The 17358-nt window shown below is 67.8% G+C and carries 16 protein-coding genes; 12 read left to right on the forward strand and 4 right to left on the reverse strand.

Annotated features, from left to right (window positions below; all coding sequences use genetic code 11):
- Positions 1-404 precede the first annotated feature (404 nt).
- The 4 genes from xth (at position 405) to CJ010_RS18140 (ending at position 2877) form a co-directional block, all read left to right on the forward strand.
- Positions 405-1166, forward strand: a complete 762-nt coding sequence (gene xth / locus CJ010_RS18125) for an exodeoxyribonuclease III (RefSeq protein ID WP_141019351.1) — start codon at positions 405-407, stop codon at positions 1164-1166.
- Between the two features lie 13 nt (positions 1167-1179).
- Positions 1180-1941 (forward strand): alpha/beta fold hydrolase, encoded by a 762-nt coding sequence (locus CJ010_RS18130; RefSeq protein ID WP_141019352.1) that lies wholly within the window; start codon positions 1180-1182, stop codon positions 1939-1941.
- A complete protein-coding gene (locus CJ010_RS18135) occupies positions 1938-2597 on the forward strand; it encodes a Crp/Fnr family transcriptional regulator (RefSeq protein WP_141019353.1) in 660 nt (219 codons plus the stop codon). The genes CJ010_RS18130 and CJ010_RS18135 overlap by 4 nt, the downstream gene beginning before the upstream one ends.
- Positions 2598-2685: 88 nt before the next feature.
- Positions 2686-2877: a DUF2892 domain-containing protein gene (locus CJ010_RS18140; protein WP_141019354.1), complete on the forward strand. Its 192-nt coding sequence runs from the start codon at positions 2686-2688 to the stop codon at positions 2875-2877.
- A gap of 54 nt (positions 2878-2931) precedes the next feature.
- On the opposite strand, the gene rsmA is transcribed toward CJ010_RS18140, so the two are convergent.
- Genes rsmA through CJ010_RS18160 form a run of 4 tightly spaced genes read right to left on the reverse strand, consistent with a single transcriptional unit; the run spans position 2932 to position 8582 of the window.
- Complete coding sequence (gene rsmA / locus CJ010_RS18145; RefSeq protein WP_141019355.1) at positions 2932-3723, reverse strand: 16S rRNA (adenine(1518)-N(6)/adenine(1519)-N(6))-dimethyltransferase RsmA; 792 nt, start codon at positions 3721-3723, stop codon at positions 2932-2934.
- A gap of 18 nt (positions 3724-3741) precedes the next feature.
- On the reverse strand, positions 3742-4725 hold the full coding sequence (gene pdxA / locus CJ010_RS18150; RefSeq protein WP_141019356.1) for a 4-hydroxythreonine-4-phosphate dehydrogenase PdxA: 984 nt from the start codon (positions 4723-4725) through the stop codon (positions 3742-3744).
- Positions 4726-4729: 4 nt separating this feature from the next.
- Positions 4730-6049 carry a peptidylprolyl isomerase gene (locus CJ010_RS18155; RefSeq protein WP_141019357.1) on the reverse strand — a complete coding sequence of 440 codons (1320 nt, stop codon included), beginning with the start codon at positions 6047-6049 and terminating at the stop codon, positions 4730-4732.
- A gap of 34 nt (positions 6050-6083) precedes the next feature.
- Positions 6084-8582 (reverse strand): LPS-assembly protein LptD, encoded by a 2499-nt coding sequence (locus CJ010_RS18160; protein WP_205754814.1) that lies wholly within the window; start codon positions 8580-8582, stop codon positions 6084-6086.
- A 174-nt stretch (positions 8583-8756) separates the two neighbouring features.
- Here CJ010_RS18160 and CJ010_RS18165 point away from each other — a divergent pair, with 174 nt between their 5' ends.
- The 8 genes from CJ010_RS18165 (at position 8757) to purD (ending at position 17349) form a co-directional block, all read left to right on the forward strand.
- Positions 8757-9776, forward strand: coding sequence for an aminoglycoside phosphotransferase family protein (locus tag CJ010_RS18165; RefSeq protein WP_141019358.1), 1020 nt, complete (start codon positions 8757-8759; stop codon positions 9774-9776).
- Entirely contained in the window at positions 9776-10507 is a 732-nt protein-coding gene (murU, locus tag CJ010_RS18170) for an N-acetylmuramate alpha-1-phosphate uridylyltransferase MurU (RefSeq protein ID WP_141019359.1), read from the forward strand. Before CJ010_RS18165 ends, murU begins: the two co-directional genes overlap by 1 nt.
- Before the next feature lie 8 nt (positions 10508-10515).
- Positions 10516-11865, forward strand: coding sequence for a Xaa-Pro aminopeptidase (pepP, locus tag CJ010_RS18175; RefSeq protein WP_205754815.1), 1350 nt, complete (start codon positions 10516-10518; stop codon positions 11863-11865).
- Positions 11852-13012, forward strand: coding sequence for an FAD-dependent monooxygenase (locus tag CJ010_RS18180; protein ID WP_141019360.1), 1161 nt, complete (start codon positions 11852-11854; stop codon positions 13010-13012). The genes pepP and CJ010_RS18180 overlap by 14 nt, the downstream gene beginning before the upstream one ends.
- A 97-nt stretch (positions 13013-13109) precedes the next feature.
- On the forward strand, positions 13110-14144 hold the full coding sequence (gene dusB, locus CJ010_RS18185) for a tRNA dihydrouridine synthase DusB (protein WP_141020764.1): 1035 nt from the start codon (positions 13110-13112) through the stop codon (positions 14142-14144).
- The gene (locus tag CJ010_RS18190) at positions 14141-14377 is read left to right on the forward strand and encodes a helix-turn-helix domain-containing protein (RefSeq protein WP_011766619.1); all 237 of its coding nucleotides are present in this window, start codon (positions 14141-14143) and stop codon (positions 14375-14377) included. The genes dusB and CJ010_RS18190 overlap by 4 nt, the downstream gene beginning before the upstream one ends.
- A 97-nt stretch (positions 14378-14474) precedes the next feature.
- The gene (gene purH, locus CJ010_RS18195) at positions 14475-16058 is read left to right on the forward strand and encodes a bifunctional phosphoribosylaminoimidazolecarboxamide formyltransferase/IMP cyclohydrolase (RefSeq protein WP_141019361.1); all 1584 of its coding nucleotides are present in this window, start codon (positions 14475-14477) and stop codon (positions 16056-16058) included.
- Positions 16059-16071: 13 nt separating this feature from the next.
- Entirely contained in the window at positions 16072-17349 is a 1278-nt protein-coding gene (gene purD / locus CJ010_RS18200; protein WP_141019362.1) for a phosphoribosylamine--glycine ligase, read from the forward strand.
- Positions 17350-17358: the final 9 nt, after the last annotated feature.

A 17358-nucleotide genomic window follows, 5' to 3' on the forward strand; every position in this document is an offset into this window, starting at 1 on the left:
GCTATGCGGTCACGCCGTGAATGAATATTTTTCCATTAATAATCATATTACTGAACGAACACGCGACGACATGCCAAGCTCCAGATAGAGCCTTCGACTTGCATGCCGAATACGTTGTCCACGAATATTGCATACAAAATAGTCGCCCATATGCGCACAAGATATGTGCGTAATGCACCACCTCAGGGCCACGGGAAACCGGCGCGATCTCATGCAAACCGTCCCCCATCTGCCTTCCCCCGATTCGACAACCGTTGTGCGGTGCCGCCCTGGGCGGCGTGAGATCCGAGGCTTCCGGTAAGATCCATCCCCAGGCAGCGGCGGAGTCCTTATCGATAGCACACACGCCCGTGGGCGCTCCGCCGCCATCACATCCCCCGACCGATCGCCAACTCACGGTTCACATGAAAATCGCCACCTGGAACGTCAATTCACTCAAGGTCCGTCTGCCCCACGTGCTCGAATGGCTGGCCGCCAACAAGCCAGACGCACTCTGCCTGCAGGAGCTCAAGCTCGAAGACAAGGCCTTCCCCGTCGCCGAACTGGAAGCGGCCGGCTACCACGCCGTCTTCAACGGCCAGAAGACCTACAACGGGGTCGCCATCCTCAGCCCGCGGCCGGTCGAGGCGGTGGTGCGCGACATCCCCGGCTTCGAGGACGAGCAGAAGCGCATCATCGCCGCCACCGTCGGCGGTGTGCGGGTGATCTGCGGCTACTTCCCCAACGGCCAGGCGGTCGGTTCGGACAAGTTCGAGTACAAGCTGCGCTGGCTCGCCGCACTCACCGACTGGGTGCGCGAGGAGATGAAGACGAACGAGCGTCTGGTGCTGACCGGCGACTTCAACATCGCACCGGAAGACCGCGACGCCCATCCCGACTGGAAGGACGAAATCCACGTCTCGGTGCCGGAGCGCACCGCCTTCTCCGCGCTGACCGGACTCGGCCTGGTCGATGCGTTCCGCCTGTTCGACCAGCCGGAGAAGAGCTTTTCCTGGTGGGATTACCGCATGGGCGCCTTCCGCCGCAACTTCGGCCTGCGCATCGACCACATCCTGGTGTCGCCGGCGCTGCGCGACGCCTGCCGCGCCTGCACGGTGGACAAGACGCCGCGCAAGCTGGAGCGTCCGTCCGACCACGCCCCGGTGGTGCTGGAACTCGAAGGCTGAACCGCACCCGCGCATGACGACATTCGGCATCGTGCTGGCGCACGGCAAGTGGGACAAACCGCCCTTCGCCATCGCCGGGCTGGCCGATGCCCTGCGCGCTGGCGGCCATGTGGTCGCGACACCAGAACTGCCGTGGTCGCTGGGGCGCCTCTACGACGCGCCTTTCGCCCAGGCGCTCGACGCCCTGGACGCGGCTGCGCACCAACTGCGGCAGCAAGGCTGCCGACAGGTCCTGCTCGGCGGCCATAGCCTCGGCGCCAATGCCGCACTGGCCTGCGCCGGCCGTCACGGCTGCGCGGACGGGCTGCTGGTGCTCGCGCCCGGCCACCTGCCGGAACGCCTGCACGCCGACGGATTCACCGGTGCATCGCTGGAACAGGCCCATGCCGCTATCCTCGCCGGCCGGCACGGCCGCATCCCGCTGGTCGATGTCTTCCAGGGCCAGCCACGCCGGCTGCGGCTGGAGCCTGTGCACTATCTCGAATACTTCGCTGCCGACGGCCCGGCCGTGCTGCCGGACAACTGCCGGCGGCTCGGCTCGGCCATACCGCTGCTGTGGGTAACGGGCCGTGCCGATCCGCATTTCGCCCTCGGCAGCACGTATGCTTACGCCCTGGCGCCGCCACATCCGGCAAGCGCCTACGTCGAAATCGATGCCGACCACGTCGGCACACCGGCCGCCGCGACGCCGATCGTCCTCGACTGGCTGACGCGCACATACGGCTGCGCGGCAGACAGCCTGCCCGGCGGCCAAACCGAGAACACCAACGGATGAACGACGCCACCCTGCTCCGCAACCGCTACCCGGTCATAGACGCGCTTGCGCCCGCCGCGCGCGAGCGGCTACTCGCCGCCGCCCGCTGGATGGACATCCCCGCCGGCGCCCTGCTGTTCGACGATCATCAGAGCTGCGAGGGCTTCCCCTTCGTGGTGGAGGGATCGGTAAAAGTCGCAAAATGCGCACCCAACGGTCGCGAACTGCCGCTCTACCGGGTGTCGCCGGGCGAAACCTGCATCATCTCCTCGTCCTGCCTGCTCGGCCATGAAGACTACAACGCGCGCGGGGTCACCGAATCGGCCACCCGGCTGATGCTGCTGCCCAAGGCGGTGTTCGACGAACTGCTGGCCGACCGGGCCTTTCGCGACTTCGTCTTCCACCTGTTCGCCGAGCGCATCGCCGACCTGATGCAGCTGATCGAGGAAGTAGCCTTCCGCCGGCTGGACCAGCGGCTCGCGGCACTGCTGCTCGGCAAGGGCCGCGTGCTGCACGTCACCCACCAGCACCTGGCCGACGAACTTGGCAGCGTGCGCGAGATCGTCAGCCGGCTGCTCAAGGGCTTCGCCGAGCAGGGGCTGGTGAAGCTGTCGCGCGAACAGATCGAGATCCTCGATCCGGCCGGCCTGCGCGCGCTTGCCGGCGGCGCACACTGAAGCGAGCCCCCCTCTGTAACCTGGGTTACAGACCCGGCGTGGCAAGGGTGATGAAATGGCATCACCTTCCTTACGTACGGAGACAGCCATGAAAGCCAACGTCGGCGGTATCGACAAGATCCTGCGCATCGTCGCAGGCCTCGCCCTGATCGCATGGGCGCTGATGGGCGGCCCGGTGTGGGCCTGGATCGGGGTGGTGCCGCTTGCCACCGGCCTCGTCGGCTGGTGCCCGCTCTACCCGCTGCTCGGTCTCAGCACCTGCCCGGTGAAGAAGTCCTGACGCGCTTCACCCGCTGCAGACGGCCGGCGACTGCATCCGCAGCGCCGGCCTTTTTCATGCCTTGGCGGCGACGTGATTGGCGATGGCAACGAACTCGGCCACCGACAGGCGCTCGCCGCGCAGGCCGGGGTCCAGCCCCAGGGCGGCGAAATCGGTCTCGTCGAGGAAGTCCTTGAGTGTGTTGCGCAAGGTCTTGCGACGCTGGCCGAACGCCGCAGTCACGATGCGGCCGAGCAAGTCCTCGTCGCGCGCGGTGAGTTCGGCCGCCGGCAGCGGCATCATCCTCACGATGCTGGACATCACCTTGGGCGCAGGCCGGAAAGCGCCCGGCGGTACGTCGAACACACGCGCCATGCGGAAGCGGTACTGCAGCATCACCGACAGGCGGCCGTATTCCTCGGTGCCGGGCTCGGCCACCATGCGCATCACCACCTCCTTCTGCAGCATGAAGGTCATGTCCTTCACGCTGTCGGCGAAGCTGGCAAGGTGGAAGAGGATGGGCGTGGAAATGTTGTAGGGCAGATTGCCGACGACACGCAACGGCGCGCCGAGGCTGCCGAAGTCGAACTTGAGCGCATCGCCTTCGTGGATGCTGAGCTGCGCCGGCGTCCAGGTTTCGCGCAGCCGGGCGATCAGGTCGCGGTCGATCTCGACCACGTGCAGATGGCCGAGGCGCTCGATCAGCGGCGTGGTCATCGCGCCCAGGCCGGGCCCGATCTCGACCATGATGTCGCCCTCCCTGGGGCGGATCGCGTCGACGATGCGGCGGATGATGTTCGGATCGGACAGGAAGTTCTGGCCAAAGCGCTTCCTCGCGCGGTGGCCGTCGGTTTCGCGGTCTTGCATGAATTCCTCGGACGGCGCTCAGGCCGGGCTGCGGGCCCTGGCCCCGGCCATCGAAATCGCCAGATCGACGGCAGCGTACAGGCTGCCCGGGTCTGCGCGGCCGCTGCCGGCGAGATCGAGCGCGGTGCCGTGGTCGACCGACGTGCGGATCACCGGAAGGCCGAGCGTCACGTTGACGCCGCCGCCGAAGCTGGCGTGCTTGAGTACGGGCAGGCCCTGGTCGTGGTACATCGCCAACACCGCGTCGCCCTGCTCCAGGGTGTGCGGGACGAACAAGGTGTCGGCCGGCAGCGGGCCGAGCAGTTGCATGCCCTCGGCGCGCAGACGTTCCAGCACCGGCGTGATGACTTCGATTTCCTCGCGCCCCATGTGCCCGCCCTCGCCGGCATGCGGATTGAGCCCGGCCACCAGGATGCGCGGTGCCGGCAGGCCGAAACGCTGCACCAGGTCGGCATGCAGGATGCGCAGGGTGCGTTCGAGCACCGGCTGCGTGATCGCCGCCGGCACCGCGGCCAGCGGCAGATGGGTGGTGGCAAGCGCGACGCGCAGACCGCCGCCGACCAGCATCATCACCACCAGCGGCGTCGCGGTGTGTTCGGCGAGGTATTCGGTGTGGCCGGAAAACGGCACGCCGGCTTCGCAGATCACGCCCTTGTGTACCGGTGCCGTGACCATGCCGGCGAACTCGCCGCTCACGCAGCCAGCCAGCGCGCGATCGAGCAAGGCCAGTACATAGCGGGCGTTGGCAACATCGAGTCGGCCGGCAACGGACGGCACCGCGAGTGGCAGGTGCAGCACCTCGAGCACGCCGGCAGGCGGCGGTGCGTCGGCAACGTAATGGCGGATCGCCACCCCCGGGCCCGCCCTCCCGGCGATCAAACCGGCATCGCCGAGCACCACCAGCCGCGCCGGCCAGTCACGCTCGAGCAGGCGCGCGCACAACTCGGGCCCGATGCCGGCGGGTTCGCCGCTGGTGATGGCCAGCACCGGACGCACGGACATCGGCTTATTCGCGTTCGAGGCGGTATTCGACGTAGGTGCTGTCACGCAGTTGGCGCAGCCAGTCTTCGTAGGCTTCGTCGGCCTTGCGTTCGCGCAGGATGTTGCGCGCGGCGGTGCGCTTGCGCTCGTCGGTGACGTCCTGCTGGCGGCGCTCCATGACCTGGATCAGATGCCAGCCGAAGGGCGAACGCACCGGCGCGCTGACTTCGCCCGGCTTGAGTGCATTCATCGCACGCTCGAATTCCGGCACGGTGTCGCCCGGGTTCACCCAGCCGAGATCGCCGCCCTTGGCCGCCGAGAGGTCGGCCGAGTTGGCCTTGGCCAGTTCGCCGAAATCCGCACCGCCGGTCACCACCCGCTCGCGCAGGCCGCGCAGGCGGGTTTCCGCCTCGGCGTCGGACAGCACCTCGGACGTCTTGATCAGGATGTGGCGCGCACGTGTCTGCTCCAGCTTCTGTGCCGCCGCGGCACCGCCGCCGCGCTTGGCGACCAGCTTGACCAGATGCACCCCGGCCGCGCTGCGCATTGGCGGCGACACTTCGCCCGGACTCATGTTGCGTACCGCATCGGCGAACAGCGCCGGCAGTCGGTCGCGCGAGCGCCAGCCGAGATTGCCGCCGCTGATGCCGTCGGGCGCATCGGAGGAATCGGCCGCGACCCGGGCGAAGTCCTCGCCGGCTCTCAGCCGGGCCATCACGCTCTCGGCGCGCTGGCGCAAGCGGTTGATCTGTTCCGGGGTGGCCCCTTCCGGCGCCCGCAACAGGATGTGCGCGACCTGAAACTCCTCGCCGGAGAAGGCGTCGGGATTGGCGGTGAGGAAATTGTCGACCTCGGCATCCGTAACGACGATCTTGGCATCGACTTCGCGTTCGCGCAGCCGGGTCAGCAGGATCTCGGTACGGATCTCGTTGCGGAAACGGCTCCACGAAATGCCGTCGCGGTCGAGCGCGGCGCGCAGTTGGTCGGGCGACATCTTGTTGTTCTCGGCGATCCGGCCGATCGCGCGTTCGAGCGTGGCGTCATCGATACGCAGCGACGTCTCCCGCGCAAGCTGGAGCTGGGCGCGCTCGACGATCAGACGTTCGAGCAGCTGCCGTTCGAGCACGTCGGCGGGCGGCAGCTGGGTACCCTGGCGCTGCAGCTGGCGGGTCATCTGATCGACCCGTTCGCGCAGCTGCAACGCCGTGATCACCTCATTGTTGACCACCGCGATGATGCGATCGACCTCCACCGACTGCACCGCAGCCTGTGCGGACAAGGAAAACGCGGCCGACATGGCGACGGCGGCAAGCAGGGAGCGAGGACGGGACAGGAGTCGATTCATGAGCATGGGGAACAGGTAACAGGGCGCGCCGGCATCATTCCGCACCGAACACGCGGTCGGCAGCCGGGTCGTTGATCTTGCCATAGCCGGGAACGCTGCGCTTGATCAGGTTGACCGGGCTGGAGCCGATGCTGGCGAGGTCGTTGAGTTCGAGCTGGACGAACACCGCCTTGGTGACATCGTTGGGGTCGGTCGCGAAGCGGTGCATCGCGACACGGAAGACCCAGCAGCCGCCATCGTACTCGACGCCGCCGATCGCCTCGGTCAGGCGGTCGTCCTTCAGCGAGTGGGTCAGACGACCGACGCCGTACCAGCCGCCGCCGAGCGGCCACTGCCCGGAGACGTCGAGGTCGCGCAGCCCGTACGTGCGGCTGTCGTTGGCGTTGATGATTTCCAGGCTGCGTGCGTAGCGGTAGCTCAGATTGAGCGACTTGGCGAACTCCGGCTGGTAGCGCAGGGTGGCGTTGAAGCGCTCGGTCTCGTTGTCGTCGGTGTTGTACTGCACCAGGGTGTCAAGGGTGCTGTAGCGGGTGATGCGGCCGCTGAAGCCGGCCAGCACGTCGGTGCGGCGGCTGGTGCGCGGCGCTTCGTCAGCGGTGACGCGCTGGTCCTCGAAGTAATAGCGCTGGCCCAGCAATGCGCGCATGCGCTCGCCGCCCGTCGTCGGATCGATCAGACGGGTGGTGACAGCGGCCGTGAGCTGGTTGGCGTCGCCGATGCGGTCGCCGCCGGAATAGCGGTTTTCAGCAAAAATCTGCGCAAAACCGAAGTCGTAGCGGCTGGTGTCGAACAACGGAATGTCGTTCTGACGACGGTGGGGCACGTTCAGGTAGTAAAGGCGTGGCTCCAACGTCTGGATGAAATCCGACCCGAACAGGCGGGCGTCGCGCTCGAAGGTCACCCCCGAGTCGACCGAGAAGACCGGTACCGAACGGGTGATCGAGGTGCGGCCGTTGGGCACCGTCGCCAGCGGCTCATTGAGGTCGTACTTGGTGAAGTGCACACCGACCTTGGGTGTGATGTAGTAACCCGCCTGCTGGAACGGCAGCGACAACTGCGGATAGGTGGTGAAGCGCGTGCCCTCGGCGTTCTTGTCGTCCGGATGGGCGAACTTCACGTACTCGCTGTTCCACTCCAGATTCAGGCCATAGGGCAGATCGGGGCGCGTAGCGTTGAGGAGCACCTGCGGCACGCGGCGATACGGCGTGCTCACCACATAAGCGGGATCGGAGTTGAGCGTCTGGTAGCTCTGCACCAGTGCCGAGGCGCTCCACCACGGGCTGCCTGCATAGACCAGGCGCCCTTCGCGCAGCAGGTTGACCCGCGATGCCACCGAGACGTGGGAGCTGAGATCCTCGAAGTAGTCGTCGTCGGAGACGGCATTGAGGTCCAGCGAGCCGTACAGGGAGGAGGTGAATTGCTGGTGGTGCTGCAACGAACCCAGCGTTCGCTCCTCCCCGGTGATCCTGTCGTGCGGCAACCATTCGGCCCGCGCAGTGCCGCTGTAGCTGCTGCCCAGGTAACGGAACTCGCCGCCGAGCTGCAGGCCGCGGCGCCCCATGTAGCGCGGCGAGACCGTGGCGTCGTAGTTGGGGGCGATATTCCAGTAGTACGGTACCGTCAGGTCGAAGCCGGTCTTGTTCGACGAACCGAAAGTCGGCGGCAGGATGCCGGACTGACGCTGGCCGACGAGGGGGAACTCCGCCCACGGCATCCAGAACATCGGCACGTCCTTGAACACCACGGTGCTGCCGTGGGCGACGCCGATCTCGCGGTCGTAATCGAGTTCGAGATCGCGCGCCTTGATGTACCAGTCGGGATCATCGACCTTGCAGGTGCTCCAGGTGGCGTTCTCCAGACGGTACTGGTTTTCGCCCTCGAAGTGCAGCACGTCGGCCTGGCCTCCACCGGACACCTGTCGCGGCGGATCGCCCGGCTCGAGCGGCTCCTTGGTTCGCGTGATCTCGTAGCGCGGCGACTGGAAGGCACCGACCTGCTCGCCGACGACCAGGCTGGCCGACGGACCGGAGATCACGTCGGCGCCCTGGCGCAGGCGCACATTGCCTTCGGCGATGGCCTCGTCGGTGGGTTCGCGGTAGGTGAGGGTATCGGCGGTCAACAGGATGTCGTCACGCTGCAGCTCGGCGTCGCCGTCGGCCACCAGTTCCACCGCACGCGTGCCGCGGATGCGCAGGGCACGCACTTCCGTCGAGCCGGGCGCAGGCGCCGCCGCTGCAGCTTGAGCGGCCGGCTTGGTGGTCTGCGCAGCTGCCGGGGCGGGCTGCGTCGCAGGCTTCGACGCGGGCGTCGACTGCCTTACCCGCGCGGCCGGCTCCACCGGTTCGACCGGGCGCACTTCCACCGCCGAACCAGCGGCCGGTGCCGGCTGCGTCGGCTGAACATCCGTCGTCGCGCCCTTCACCGACACGCCTGTTGCGCCGCGCACCAGATCGGGAGAGACCACCAGGGCCGGCATGCCGGCTGCCAACGCGGGCCCCGACATCCAGCACAACAACAGCGGAATCAATCGCATCCGCGTATTCAAACCCTTGTCCGGCAAAGCAGTCCCCCAAGGCGGCCCGACCGCAGCCTCATATGCTCGCGGTCCCTGGCACCGCCCCACATCGCAAACGGTCGCCGGCCGCCCCTTGAGACGGCCATGTTGATAAACTCGCGGATTCTACACGATCGACCGCGGAGATCCCGTTTGCAACGTCTAGAACTGCTCCAATCCTGGCTCGCCGCGCAATTACCCGGCCGCAGCTTCACGCTCGCGCCGGCATCGGCCGACGCCAGCTTCCGCCGCTATTTCCGCGCCAGCTTCGACGACGGCGGCGATACGCTGATCGTCATGGACGCGCCGCCGGCCCATGAAGACTGCCGCCCCTGGCTGAAGGTCGCCGACCTTTTCCGCCAAGCCGGTGCGCACGTGCCGGACGTACTCGCCCAGGATCTCGACCAGGGTTTCCTGCTGCTGTCCGACCTCGGCAGCACCACCTACCTTGCCGCCCTGCAGCAACCGTCCGACGATCCGCTGCGCGACGCCCATCTCTATGCCGACGCGCTCGGCACGCTGGCCGCCATCCAGGCCTCGAGCCGCCCCGGCGTGCTGCCGGAGTACGACCGCACCCTGCTGCTGCGCGAACTGATGCTGTTTCCCGAGTGGTACGTTGCCCGCCACAAGGGCGTGACCTTGAACGACAAGGAAAGGCTCGCGCTGGAGAGCACCTTCGATCGCATCCTCGCGGTCAATCTCGCCGAACCGCAGGTCTTCGTGCATCGCGACTACCACTCGCGCAACCTGATGCACCTGCCGGGCAGCCGCAACCCCGGCGTGATCGACTTCCAGGACGCGGTCTACGGCCCCATCACCTACGACCTGGCTTCGCTGTTCAAGGACGCCTATATCCGCTGGGACGAAGAATTCGTGCTCGACATGCTGGCCCGCTACTGGGAGATGGCGCGTTCGCTCGGCCTGCCGGTGCGTGCCGCCTTCGACGACTTCCATCGCGACTTCGAATGGATGGGCGTGCAGCGCCACCTCAAGGTGCTCGGCATCTTCGCCCGCCTCTACCACCGCGACGGCAAGGAAGGCTATCTGAAGGACATGCCGCTGGTGATGGACTACCTGCGCCGCGCCTGCAAGCGCTACCGCGACCTCGGTCCGCTGGCGAAGCTGCTCGACCGCCTCGACCCGGAGCAGGTCGAATACGGCTACACCTTCTGATGCGCGCCATGATCTTCGCCGCCGGCCGCGGCGAACGCATGCGCCCGCTCACCGACGCAACGCCCAAACCGCTGCTCGCAGTGGGCGGCAAGCCGCTGGTCGTCTGGCAGATCGAGGCGCTGGCGCGCGCCGGCATCGTCGACATCGTCATCAATCACGCCTGGCTGGGCGAACAGATCGAGGCGGCGCTCGGCGACGGCAGCCGCTACGGCGTGCGCCTGCGCTATTCCGCGGAAGGCAGCGCGCTGGAAACCGCCGGCGGCATCGCCAAGGCGCTGCCGCTGCTGATGGAGCACCCCGGCGACGCGCGCGGCGAAATCTTCCTCGCGGTATCGGGCGACATCTACTGCGACTACGACTATCGCCGCCTGCTGCCGCGCGCCGCAGCCATGGCGGGCAGCCCCGATCCGCTGATGCACCTGGTCATGGTACCCAATCCGCCCTTCCACCCGACGGGCGACTTTGCGCTTGGCGCCGACGGCCTGCTGGCGCTGGAAGGCGGCGAACGCCGCACTTTCGGCAACATCGGCCTCTACGACAGCCGCCTCTTCGCCGACATCGCCCCCGGCCAGAAGGTCGCAATGACGCCCTACTACCGCGCCGCCATCACGGCCGGCCGCGCCAGCGGAGAATGCTACGGCGGCCGCTGGGAAAACGTCGGCACGCCGGCGCAGCTCGCCGCACTCGACCGCGCCCTGCAGGTCGAACTGCCACCACCCGCCGTGACATAATTCCCGCCATGAACGCTCCCACCGCCACCAGCCTGCTCGACACCACGCCCTTTCTCGCCCGTCGCCAGCGCCTGCTCGACCGCATGGCCGCGGCCGGCGGCGGCGTCGCCATCCTGCCCACGGCACCGGAAGTCGCGCGCAACCGCGACACCCAGTATCCATACCGGCACGACAGCTACTTCTACTACCTCTCCGGCTTTCGCGAGCCCGGCGCGGTGGTGGTGCTGGTCGCCGGTGCCGAGCCGAAGCAGATCCTGTTCTGCCGCGAAAAGGACGAAGAACGGGAGATCTGGGACGGCTTCCGCTACGGTCCCGACGCGGCGCGCGAAGTCTTCGGCTTCGACGAAGCCTGGACCATCGGCGACTTCGATCGCCGCCTGCCCGAACTTCTCGCCAACCAGCCGCTGATGTGGTTCAGCCTCGGCAACGACGCCGAATGGGACGCGCGCGTCACCAGGGCGCTCAACGCCGTTCGCGCCAACGCCCGCACCGGCATCGTGCCGCCGCACTCGGTACGCGACCTGCGCGCCGAGCTCGACGAGATGCGCCTGGTCAAGGACAGCTTCGAAATCGACATCATGCGTCGCGCCGGCGCCATCTCTGCCGAGGCGCACTGCCGCGCCATGCGCGCAACCCGGCCGGGCCGTTTCGAATACGAGATCGAAGCCGAACTGCTGCACCATTTCCGCCGCTCGGGCAGCCAGTATCCGGCCTACACCTCGATCGTGGCCGCCGGCGCCAACGCCTGCATCCTGCACTACGTCGAGAACGACCGTCGTATCGCCGATGGCGACCTGCTGCTGATCGACGCCGGCTGCGAGCTCGACGGCTACGCTTCCGACATCACCCGCAGCTTCCCGGCCAACGGCCACTTCAGCGGCCCGCAACGCGCGGTCTACGAGCTGGTGCTCGCCGCCCAGCACGCCGCCCGGGCGGCCATCCGCCCCGGCGCCCACTGGAACGAACCGCACGACGCCGCGGTGAAGGTGCTCGCGCAGGGCATGCTGGATCTCAAGCTGCTCGAAGGTTCGCTCGATGCCGTGCTGGAAAAGGGCGACTACCGCCGCTTCTACATGCACCGCACCGGCCACTGGCTGGGCATGGATGTACACGATGCCGGCGAATACAAGGTCGGCGGCGACTGGCGGCCGCTCGAGGCGGGCATGGTGCTCACCGTAGAACCGGGCTGCTACATCCGCCCGGCCGCCGACGTGCCGGAAGCCTTCTGGAACATCGGCATCCGCATCGAGGACGATGCGCTCGTCACCGCCGATGGCTGCGAATACCTCACCGACGGCGTGCCGCGCGAAGTCGTCGACATCGAAGCGCTGATGCGGGACGCCCATGCCGCAGCGTGACCTGCTGATCGTCGGTGCCGGCCCGGTCGGGCTGGCGCTGGCGCTGGCGCTGAAAGACAGCGGCCTCGACGTCGTGCTGGCAGATGCACGCCCGCGCGAGGCTGTGGGCAGCGACCCGCGCGTGCTGGCGCTGGCCCACGGCAGCCGGCTCAGCCTGGAGCGTCTCGGCGTCTGGCGTGACATCGCCGCCACGCCGATCGAGACCATACATGTATCCCAGCAGGGCGGCTTCGGCCGCAGCCTGCTGCGCGCGGGAGACTACGAACTGCCTGCGCTCGGCTACGTCACCGCTGCCGGCACGCTGGCCGGCGCCCTGCGCAAGGCCGTGGACGCAGCTGGCATCCCGGTGCTGGACCAGACCGAAGTCGGCACACTGACGCCGAACGGCGACATGGTCAGCGCGGAACTGGCCGGCACCGACGCGCCTGCCAGGCTGGGCGCCCGCCTCGTCGCCTGCGCCGAAGGCGGCCTGCGCGCGGGCGACGCCGACGTTGTCGAGCACGACTACGGTCAGCACGCTCTGATCTCGGTGGCCCGCGTGGCCGGCGCTCACCACCACACCGCCTTCGAGCGCTTCACCTCGGACGGCCCGGTCGCCTTCCTGCCCTACGGCAAGGACTACGCCATCGTCCATGTCGCCCCCCCTACGCAGGCCGACACGCTGCTGGCACTGGACGACGACGCCTATCTCGCCAGCCTGCAGGCCAAGATAGGCGGCCGCGTCCACCTGACCGCCATCGGCGAACGCCTGCGCTACCCGCTGGTCCTGCGCTACCGCCGCCATCCGGTGGGCGAGCGCACCGTGTGGCTGGGCAACGCCGCTCAAACCCTGCATCCGGTTGCCGGCCAAGGCTTCAACCTCGCCCTGCGCGACGTCTGCAGCCTTGCGGATACCCTGCGTCGCCAGGCACGACAGCCCGGTTTCGACCCGGGCGCACCCGCCCTGCTGGCCGGCCACGCCCGCGCCCGCCAGCTCGACCGCTTCGGCACGATCCGCTTCACCGACACCCTGGTGAAGCTCTTCAGCAACGACCTGATGCCGCTGCGCCACGCCCGCGGCGCCGGCCTCTTCCTGCTCGACATCTGCCCGCCGCTGCGCCACTTCGTGGCCAAGCGGATGATGTTCGGCGCACGCGCCTGGCCGTAACAGAGGTCACGGGCGACCGCCCGTATCGAGCGCCGGCGCTAACCCACCCTACCCCGCATGGGGTAAAATGCTGCCCTTTTCCAGCTTGTCCCCATCCATGCAGTTCGCCGGATTCACCTTGCGCAACAATCTCTTCGTCGCTCCCATGGCGGGCGTGACGGACCGTCCTTTCCGCCAGTTGTGCAAGAAGATGGGGGCGGGCGTGGCCGTGTCCGAGATGGTCACGTCCAACTCCCTGCTCTACGGCAGCGCCAAGACCCAGCGCCGCGCAAACCACGACGGCGAAGTCGATCCGATCTCGGTGCAGATCGCCGGCGCCGACCCGGCGATGATGGCCGAGGCCGCCCGCCACAACGCCGACCGCGGCGCCCAGATCATCGACATCAACATGGGTTGTCCGGCCAAGAAGGTGTGCAACGTGATGGCGGGTTCGGCGTTGATGCAGGACGAACCGCTGGTCGCCCGCATCCTCGAGGCGGTGGTCAAGGCTGTACCCGGCACCCCGGTCACGCTCAAGTTCCGCACCGGCTGGAACCGCCAGAACAAGAACGCCCCGCTGATCGCCCGTATCGCCGAAGACTCGGGCATCCAGGGCATCGCCATCCACGGCCGCACCCGCGCCGACCAGTACATGGGCGAGGCGGAATACGACACCATCGCGCTGGTGAAGACGCTGGTGAAGATACCGGTGATCGCCAACGGCGACATCACCACGCCGCAGAAGGCCAAGCACGTGCTCGATTACACCGGCGCCGACGGCGTGATGATAGGCCGCGCAGCCCAGGGTCGGCCGTGGATCTTCCGCGAGATCGAGCACTTCCTCGCCACCGGCGAAGAACTCCCGCCGCCGCTGGTGAGCGAGATCCATCAGGTCTGCCGCGAGCACCTGGCCGATCTCTACGCTTTCTACGGTGAAGACACCGGCGTCAAGGTCGCGCGCAAGCACATCTCCTGGTACACCAAGGGCCTGGTCGGCTCGGCGGCCTTCCGCCGCACGATGAACCAACTGCCCGACATCCCGGCCCAGCTGTCCGCCGTAGACGACTTCTTCGGCCAGCTCGCCGAAGCCGGCAGCCGTCTGAGCTACCTGGCGGGCGTGGACGACGAACAGCCTCAGGAACTCGCAGCATGAGCCGCAGCAACGAGATCGCCGACTCCGTATTCCGGACTCTGGACCAGTATTTCCGCGACCTCGACGGCGAGAAACCGTCCGCGATCTACGACATGGTGATCCGCAACGTCGAGCGGCCGATGCTGGAGTTCGTGCTGCAACAGGCCAAGGGCAACCAGACGGTCGCCGCCGACATGCTCGGCATCAACCGCAACACGCTGCGCCGCAAGCTGACCGACTACGACCTGCTCTGACGGCGCGCAAGGCCGCGCGCTACCACTGTCCCCTTCCGCGGCGCGGCAGCCACCGCCCGCCGCACCACGATCTTTTTCCTTTCCTGCCCTGCCCAAGATGAACGTCACCCAAGCCCTCATCAGTGTTTCCGACAAACGCGGCGTGCTCGACTTCGCGCGCGAACTCGCCGGCCTCGGCATCAAGCTGCTGTCCACCGGCGGCACCGCCAGCCTGCTGCGCGACGCCGGCCTCGCGGTCACCGACGTGTCCGAGCACACCGGCTTCCCGGAAATGCTGGACGGCCGGGTGAAGACCCTGCATCCCAAGGTGCACGGCGGCATCCTCGCCCGCCGCGACCTTGCCGAACACATGGACACCATCGCCGCCCACGACATCAGCCGCATCGACCTCGTGGTGGTGAACCTCTACCCCTTCCAGGCCACCGTGGCCCGCCCGGACTGCACCCTGGAAGACGCGATCGAGAACATCGACATCGGTGGCCCGACCATGGTGCGCGCCGCGGCCAAGAACCACGGCACCGAAGCCGGCGGCGTCGGCATCGTCACCGATCCGGAGGACTACGCCGGCATCGTCGCCGAGCTCAAGGCCAACGCCAACAAGCTCAGCTACAAGACCCGCTTCGCGCTGGCGGTGAAGGCCTTCACCCACACCGCGCGCTACGACTCGGCGATCTCCAACCACCTCACCGCGCTGGTCACCAACGAAGCCGGCGACGTCTCCAAGCAGGCCTACCCGGAGCGCTTCCAGCTCGCCTTCGACAAGGTGCAAAACCTGCGCTACGGCGAGAACCCGCACCAGAGCGCCGCGTTCTACAAGGAACCGGGCGCGGCCGAAGGCGGCATCGCCAGCTACACCCAGCTGCAGGGCAAGGAACTGTCCTACAACAACATCGCCGACGCCGACGCGGCGTGGGAATGCGTCAAGGCCTTCGACACCACGGCCTGTGTCATCGTCAAGCACGCCAACCCCTGTGGCGTGGCGCTCGGCGCGACCCCGCTGGAAGCCTACAAGAAGGCCTTCTCCACCGACCCGACCTCGGCCTTCGGCGGCATCATCGCCTTCAATGGCGAAGTCGACCGCGCCGCCGCCGAAGCGGTGTCGGCCCAGTTCCTCGAAGTGCTGATCGCGCCCTCCTACACTGCCGACGCCCTCGAACTGCTGCGCGCCAAGCAGAACGTGCGCGTACTCACCTGCCCGCTCGGCAAGCCCGCCGGCGCACTCGACTACAAGCGCGTCGGCGGCGGCCTGCTGGTGCAGAGCGCCGACGAGGCCCGCATCCAGCTCGCCGACCTCAAGGTCGTCACCAAGCGCGCGCCGTCGGATACCGAACTGCGCGACATGCTGTTCGCCTGGCGCGTGGCCAAGTACGTCAAGTCCAACGCCATCGTCTACTGCAAGGACGGCATGACCATCGGCGTCGGTGCCGGCCAGATGAGCCGCGTCGACTCCGCCCGCATCGCCAAGATCAAGGCCGAGAATGCCGGTCTGGTGATCCCGGGCTGCGTGGTCGCCTCGGACGCCTTCTTCCCGTTCCGCGACGGTCTCGACGTGCTCGCCCAGGCCGGCGCCACCGCGGTGATCCAGCCGGGCGGCTCGATGCGCGACGCCGAGGTGATCGCCGCCGCCGACGAGCAGAACATCGCCATGGTGTTCACCGGCTTCCGCCACTTCCGTCACTGATCCGGAGCAGCACATGAAAGTCCTCGTCATCGGCTCGGGCGGACGCGAACACGCGCTGGCCTGGAAGCTCGCCCAGTCGCCCAAGGTCACCCGCGTGCTGGTCGCGCCGGGCAACCCCGGTACCGCGCGCGAGCCCAAGCTGCAAAACGTCGCCGCCACCAGCAACGACGATCTGGTCGCGCTCGCCCGCAGCGAGCAGGTCGGTTTCACCGTGGTCGGCCCCGAGGCGCCGCTCGCCGCTGGCGTGGTCGACGCCTTCCGCGCCGCCGGCCTGCCCATCTTCGGGCCGACGAAGAACGCCGCCCAGCTCGAGAGCTCGAAGGACTTCGCCAAGCGCTTCCTGGTCCGCCACAACATCCCGACCGCGAAGTACCAGACCTTCGCCGACGCCGCCCAGGCGCATGCCTACATCGACGCCGAAGGGGCGCCCATCGTGATCAAGGCTGACGGCCTCGCCGCCGGCAAGGGCGTGGTCGTGGCGATGACGCTGGAAGAAGCGCACGCCGCGATCGACATGATGCTGCTCGACAACAAGATGGGCGATGCAGGTGCCCGCGTCGTCATCGAGGAGTTCATGCAGGGCGAGGAAGCCAGCTTCATCGTCATGGCCGACGGCAAGCATGCGCTGCCGCTGGCCACCAGCCAGGACCACAAGCGCCTGCTCGACGACGACCTCGGCCCCAACACCGGCGGCATGGGCGCCTACTCGCCCGCCCCGGTGGTGACGCCGGAAGTGCACGCCCGCGTCATGCGCGAGATCATCCAGCCCACGCTGGCCGGCATGACGGCCGACGGCCTGCCCTACACCGGCTTCCTCTATGCCGGCCTGATGATCGACGACGCCGGCAAGCCGCGCGTGGTCGAATTCAACTGCCGCATGGGCGATCCCGAAACCCAGCCCATCATGATGCGGCTCAAGACCGACCTCGCCGATCTCGTCGAAGCCGCCATCGCCGGCAAGCTCGACCAGGTCGACGCCGAATGGGACCGCCGTGTCGCCCTCGGCGTGGTGCTGGCGGCCGCCGGCTATCCGGACAGCCCGAGAAAGGGCGACGCGATCACCGGCCTGCCCGCCACCGCCAGCGACGAAGCGCACGTATTCCATGCCGGCACCGCCGAGCAGGACGGCGCCGTTGTCACCGCCGGTGGCCGGGTGCTGTGCATCACCGCGCTTGGCGACAACGTCAAGGCCGCACAGAAGCGCGCCTACGAACTGGCCGACGCAATCCACTTCGACGGCCGCCAGTACCGCCGCGACATCGGCCATCGCGCCGTCGCCCGCAAGACCTGACGCAATCGC

This window comes from Azoarcus sp. DD4 (assembly GCF_006496635.1).
Lineage (GTDB): Bacteria > Pseudomonadota > Gammaproteobacteria > Burkholderiales > Rhodocyclaceae > Azoarcus.

Coding starts and splice junctions, on each gene's coding strand:
- CJ010_RS18130 (WP_141019352.1), top strand. CDS start 1,180: ATGACGACATTCGGCATCGTGCTGGCGCACGGCAAGTGGGACAAACCG.
- purD (WP_141019362.1), top strand. CDS start 16,072: ATGAAAGTCCTCGTCATCGGCTCGGGCGGACGCGAACACGCGCTGGCC.
- CJ010_RS18140 (WP_141019354.1), top strand. CDS start 2,686: ATGAAAGCCAACGTCGGCGGTATCGACAAGATCCTGCGCATCGTCGCA.
- CJ010_RS18180 (WP_141019360.1), top strand. CDS start 11,852: ATGCCGCAGCGTGACCTGCTGATCGTCGGTGCCGGCCCGGTCGGGCTG.
- CJ010_RS18155 (WP_141019357.1), bottom strand. CDS start 6,049: ATGAATCGACTCCTGTCCCGTCCTCGCTCCCTGCTTGCCGCCGTCGCC.
- pepP (WP_205754815.1), top strand. CDS start 10,516: ATGAACGCTCCCACCGCCACCAGCCTGCTCGACACCACGCCCTTTCTC.
- dusB (WP_141020764.1), top strand. CDS start 13,110: ATGCAGTTCGCCGGATTCACCTTGCGCAACAATCTCTTCGTCGCTCCC.
- purH (WP_141019361.1), top strand. CDS start 14,475: ATGAACGTCACCCAAGCCCTCATCAGTGTTTCCGACAAACGCGGCGTG.
- CJ010_RS18135 (WP_141019353.1), top strand. CDS start 1,938: ATGAACGACGCCACCCTGCTCCGCAACCGCTACCCGGTCATAGACGCG.
- CJ010_RS18160 (WP_205754814.1), bottom strand. CDS start 8,582: ATGCGATTGATTCCGCTGTTGTTGTGCTGGATGTCGGGGCCCGCGTTG.
- xth (WP_141019351.1), top strand. CDS start 405: ATGAAAATCGCCACCTGGAACGTCAATTCACTCAAGGTCCGTCTGCCC.
- rsmA (WP_141019355.1), bottom strand. CDS start 3,723: ATGCAAGACCGCGAAACCGACGGCCACCGCGCGAGGAAGCGCTTTGGC.
- murU (WP_141019359.1), top strand. CDS start 9,776: ATGCGCGCCATGATCTTCGCCGCCGGCCGCGGCGAACGCATGCGCCCG.
- pdxA (WP_141019356.1), bottom strand. CDS start 4,725: ATGTCCGTGCGTCCGGTGCTGGCCATCACCAGCGGCGAACCCGCCGGC.
- CJ010_RS18190 (WP_011766619.1), top strand. CDS start 14,141: ATGAGCCGCAGCAACGAGATCGCCGACTCCGTATTCCGGACTCTGGAC.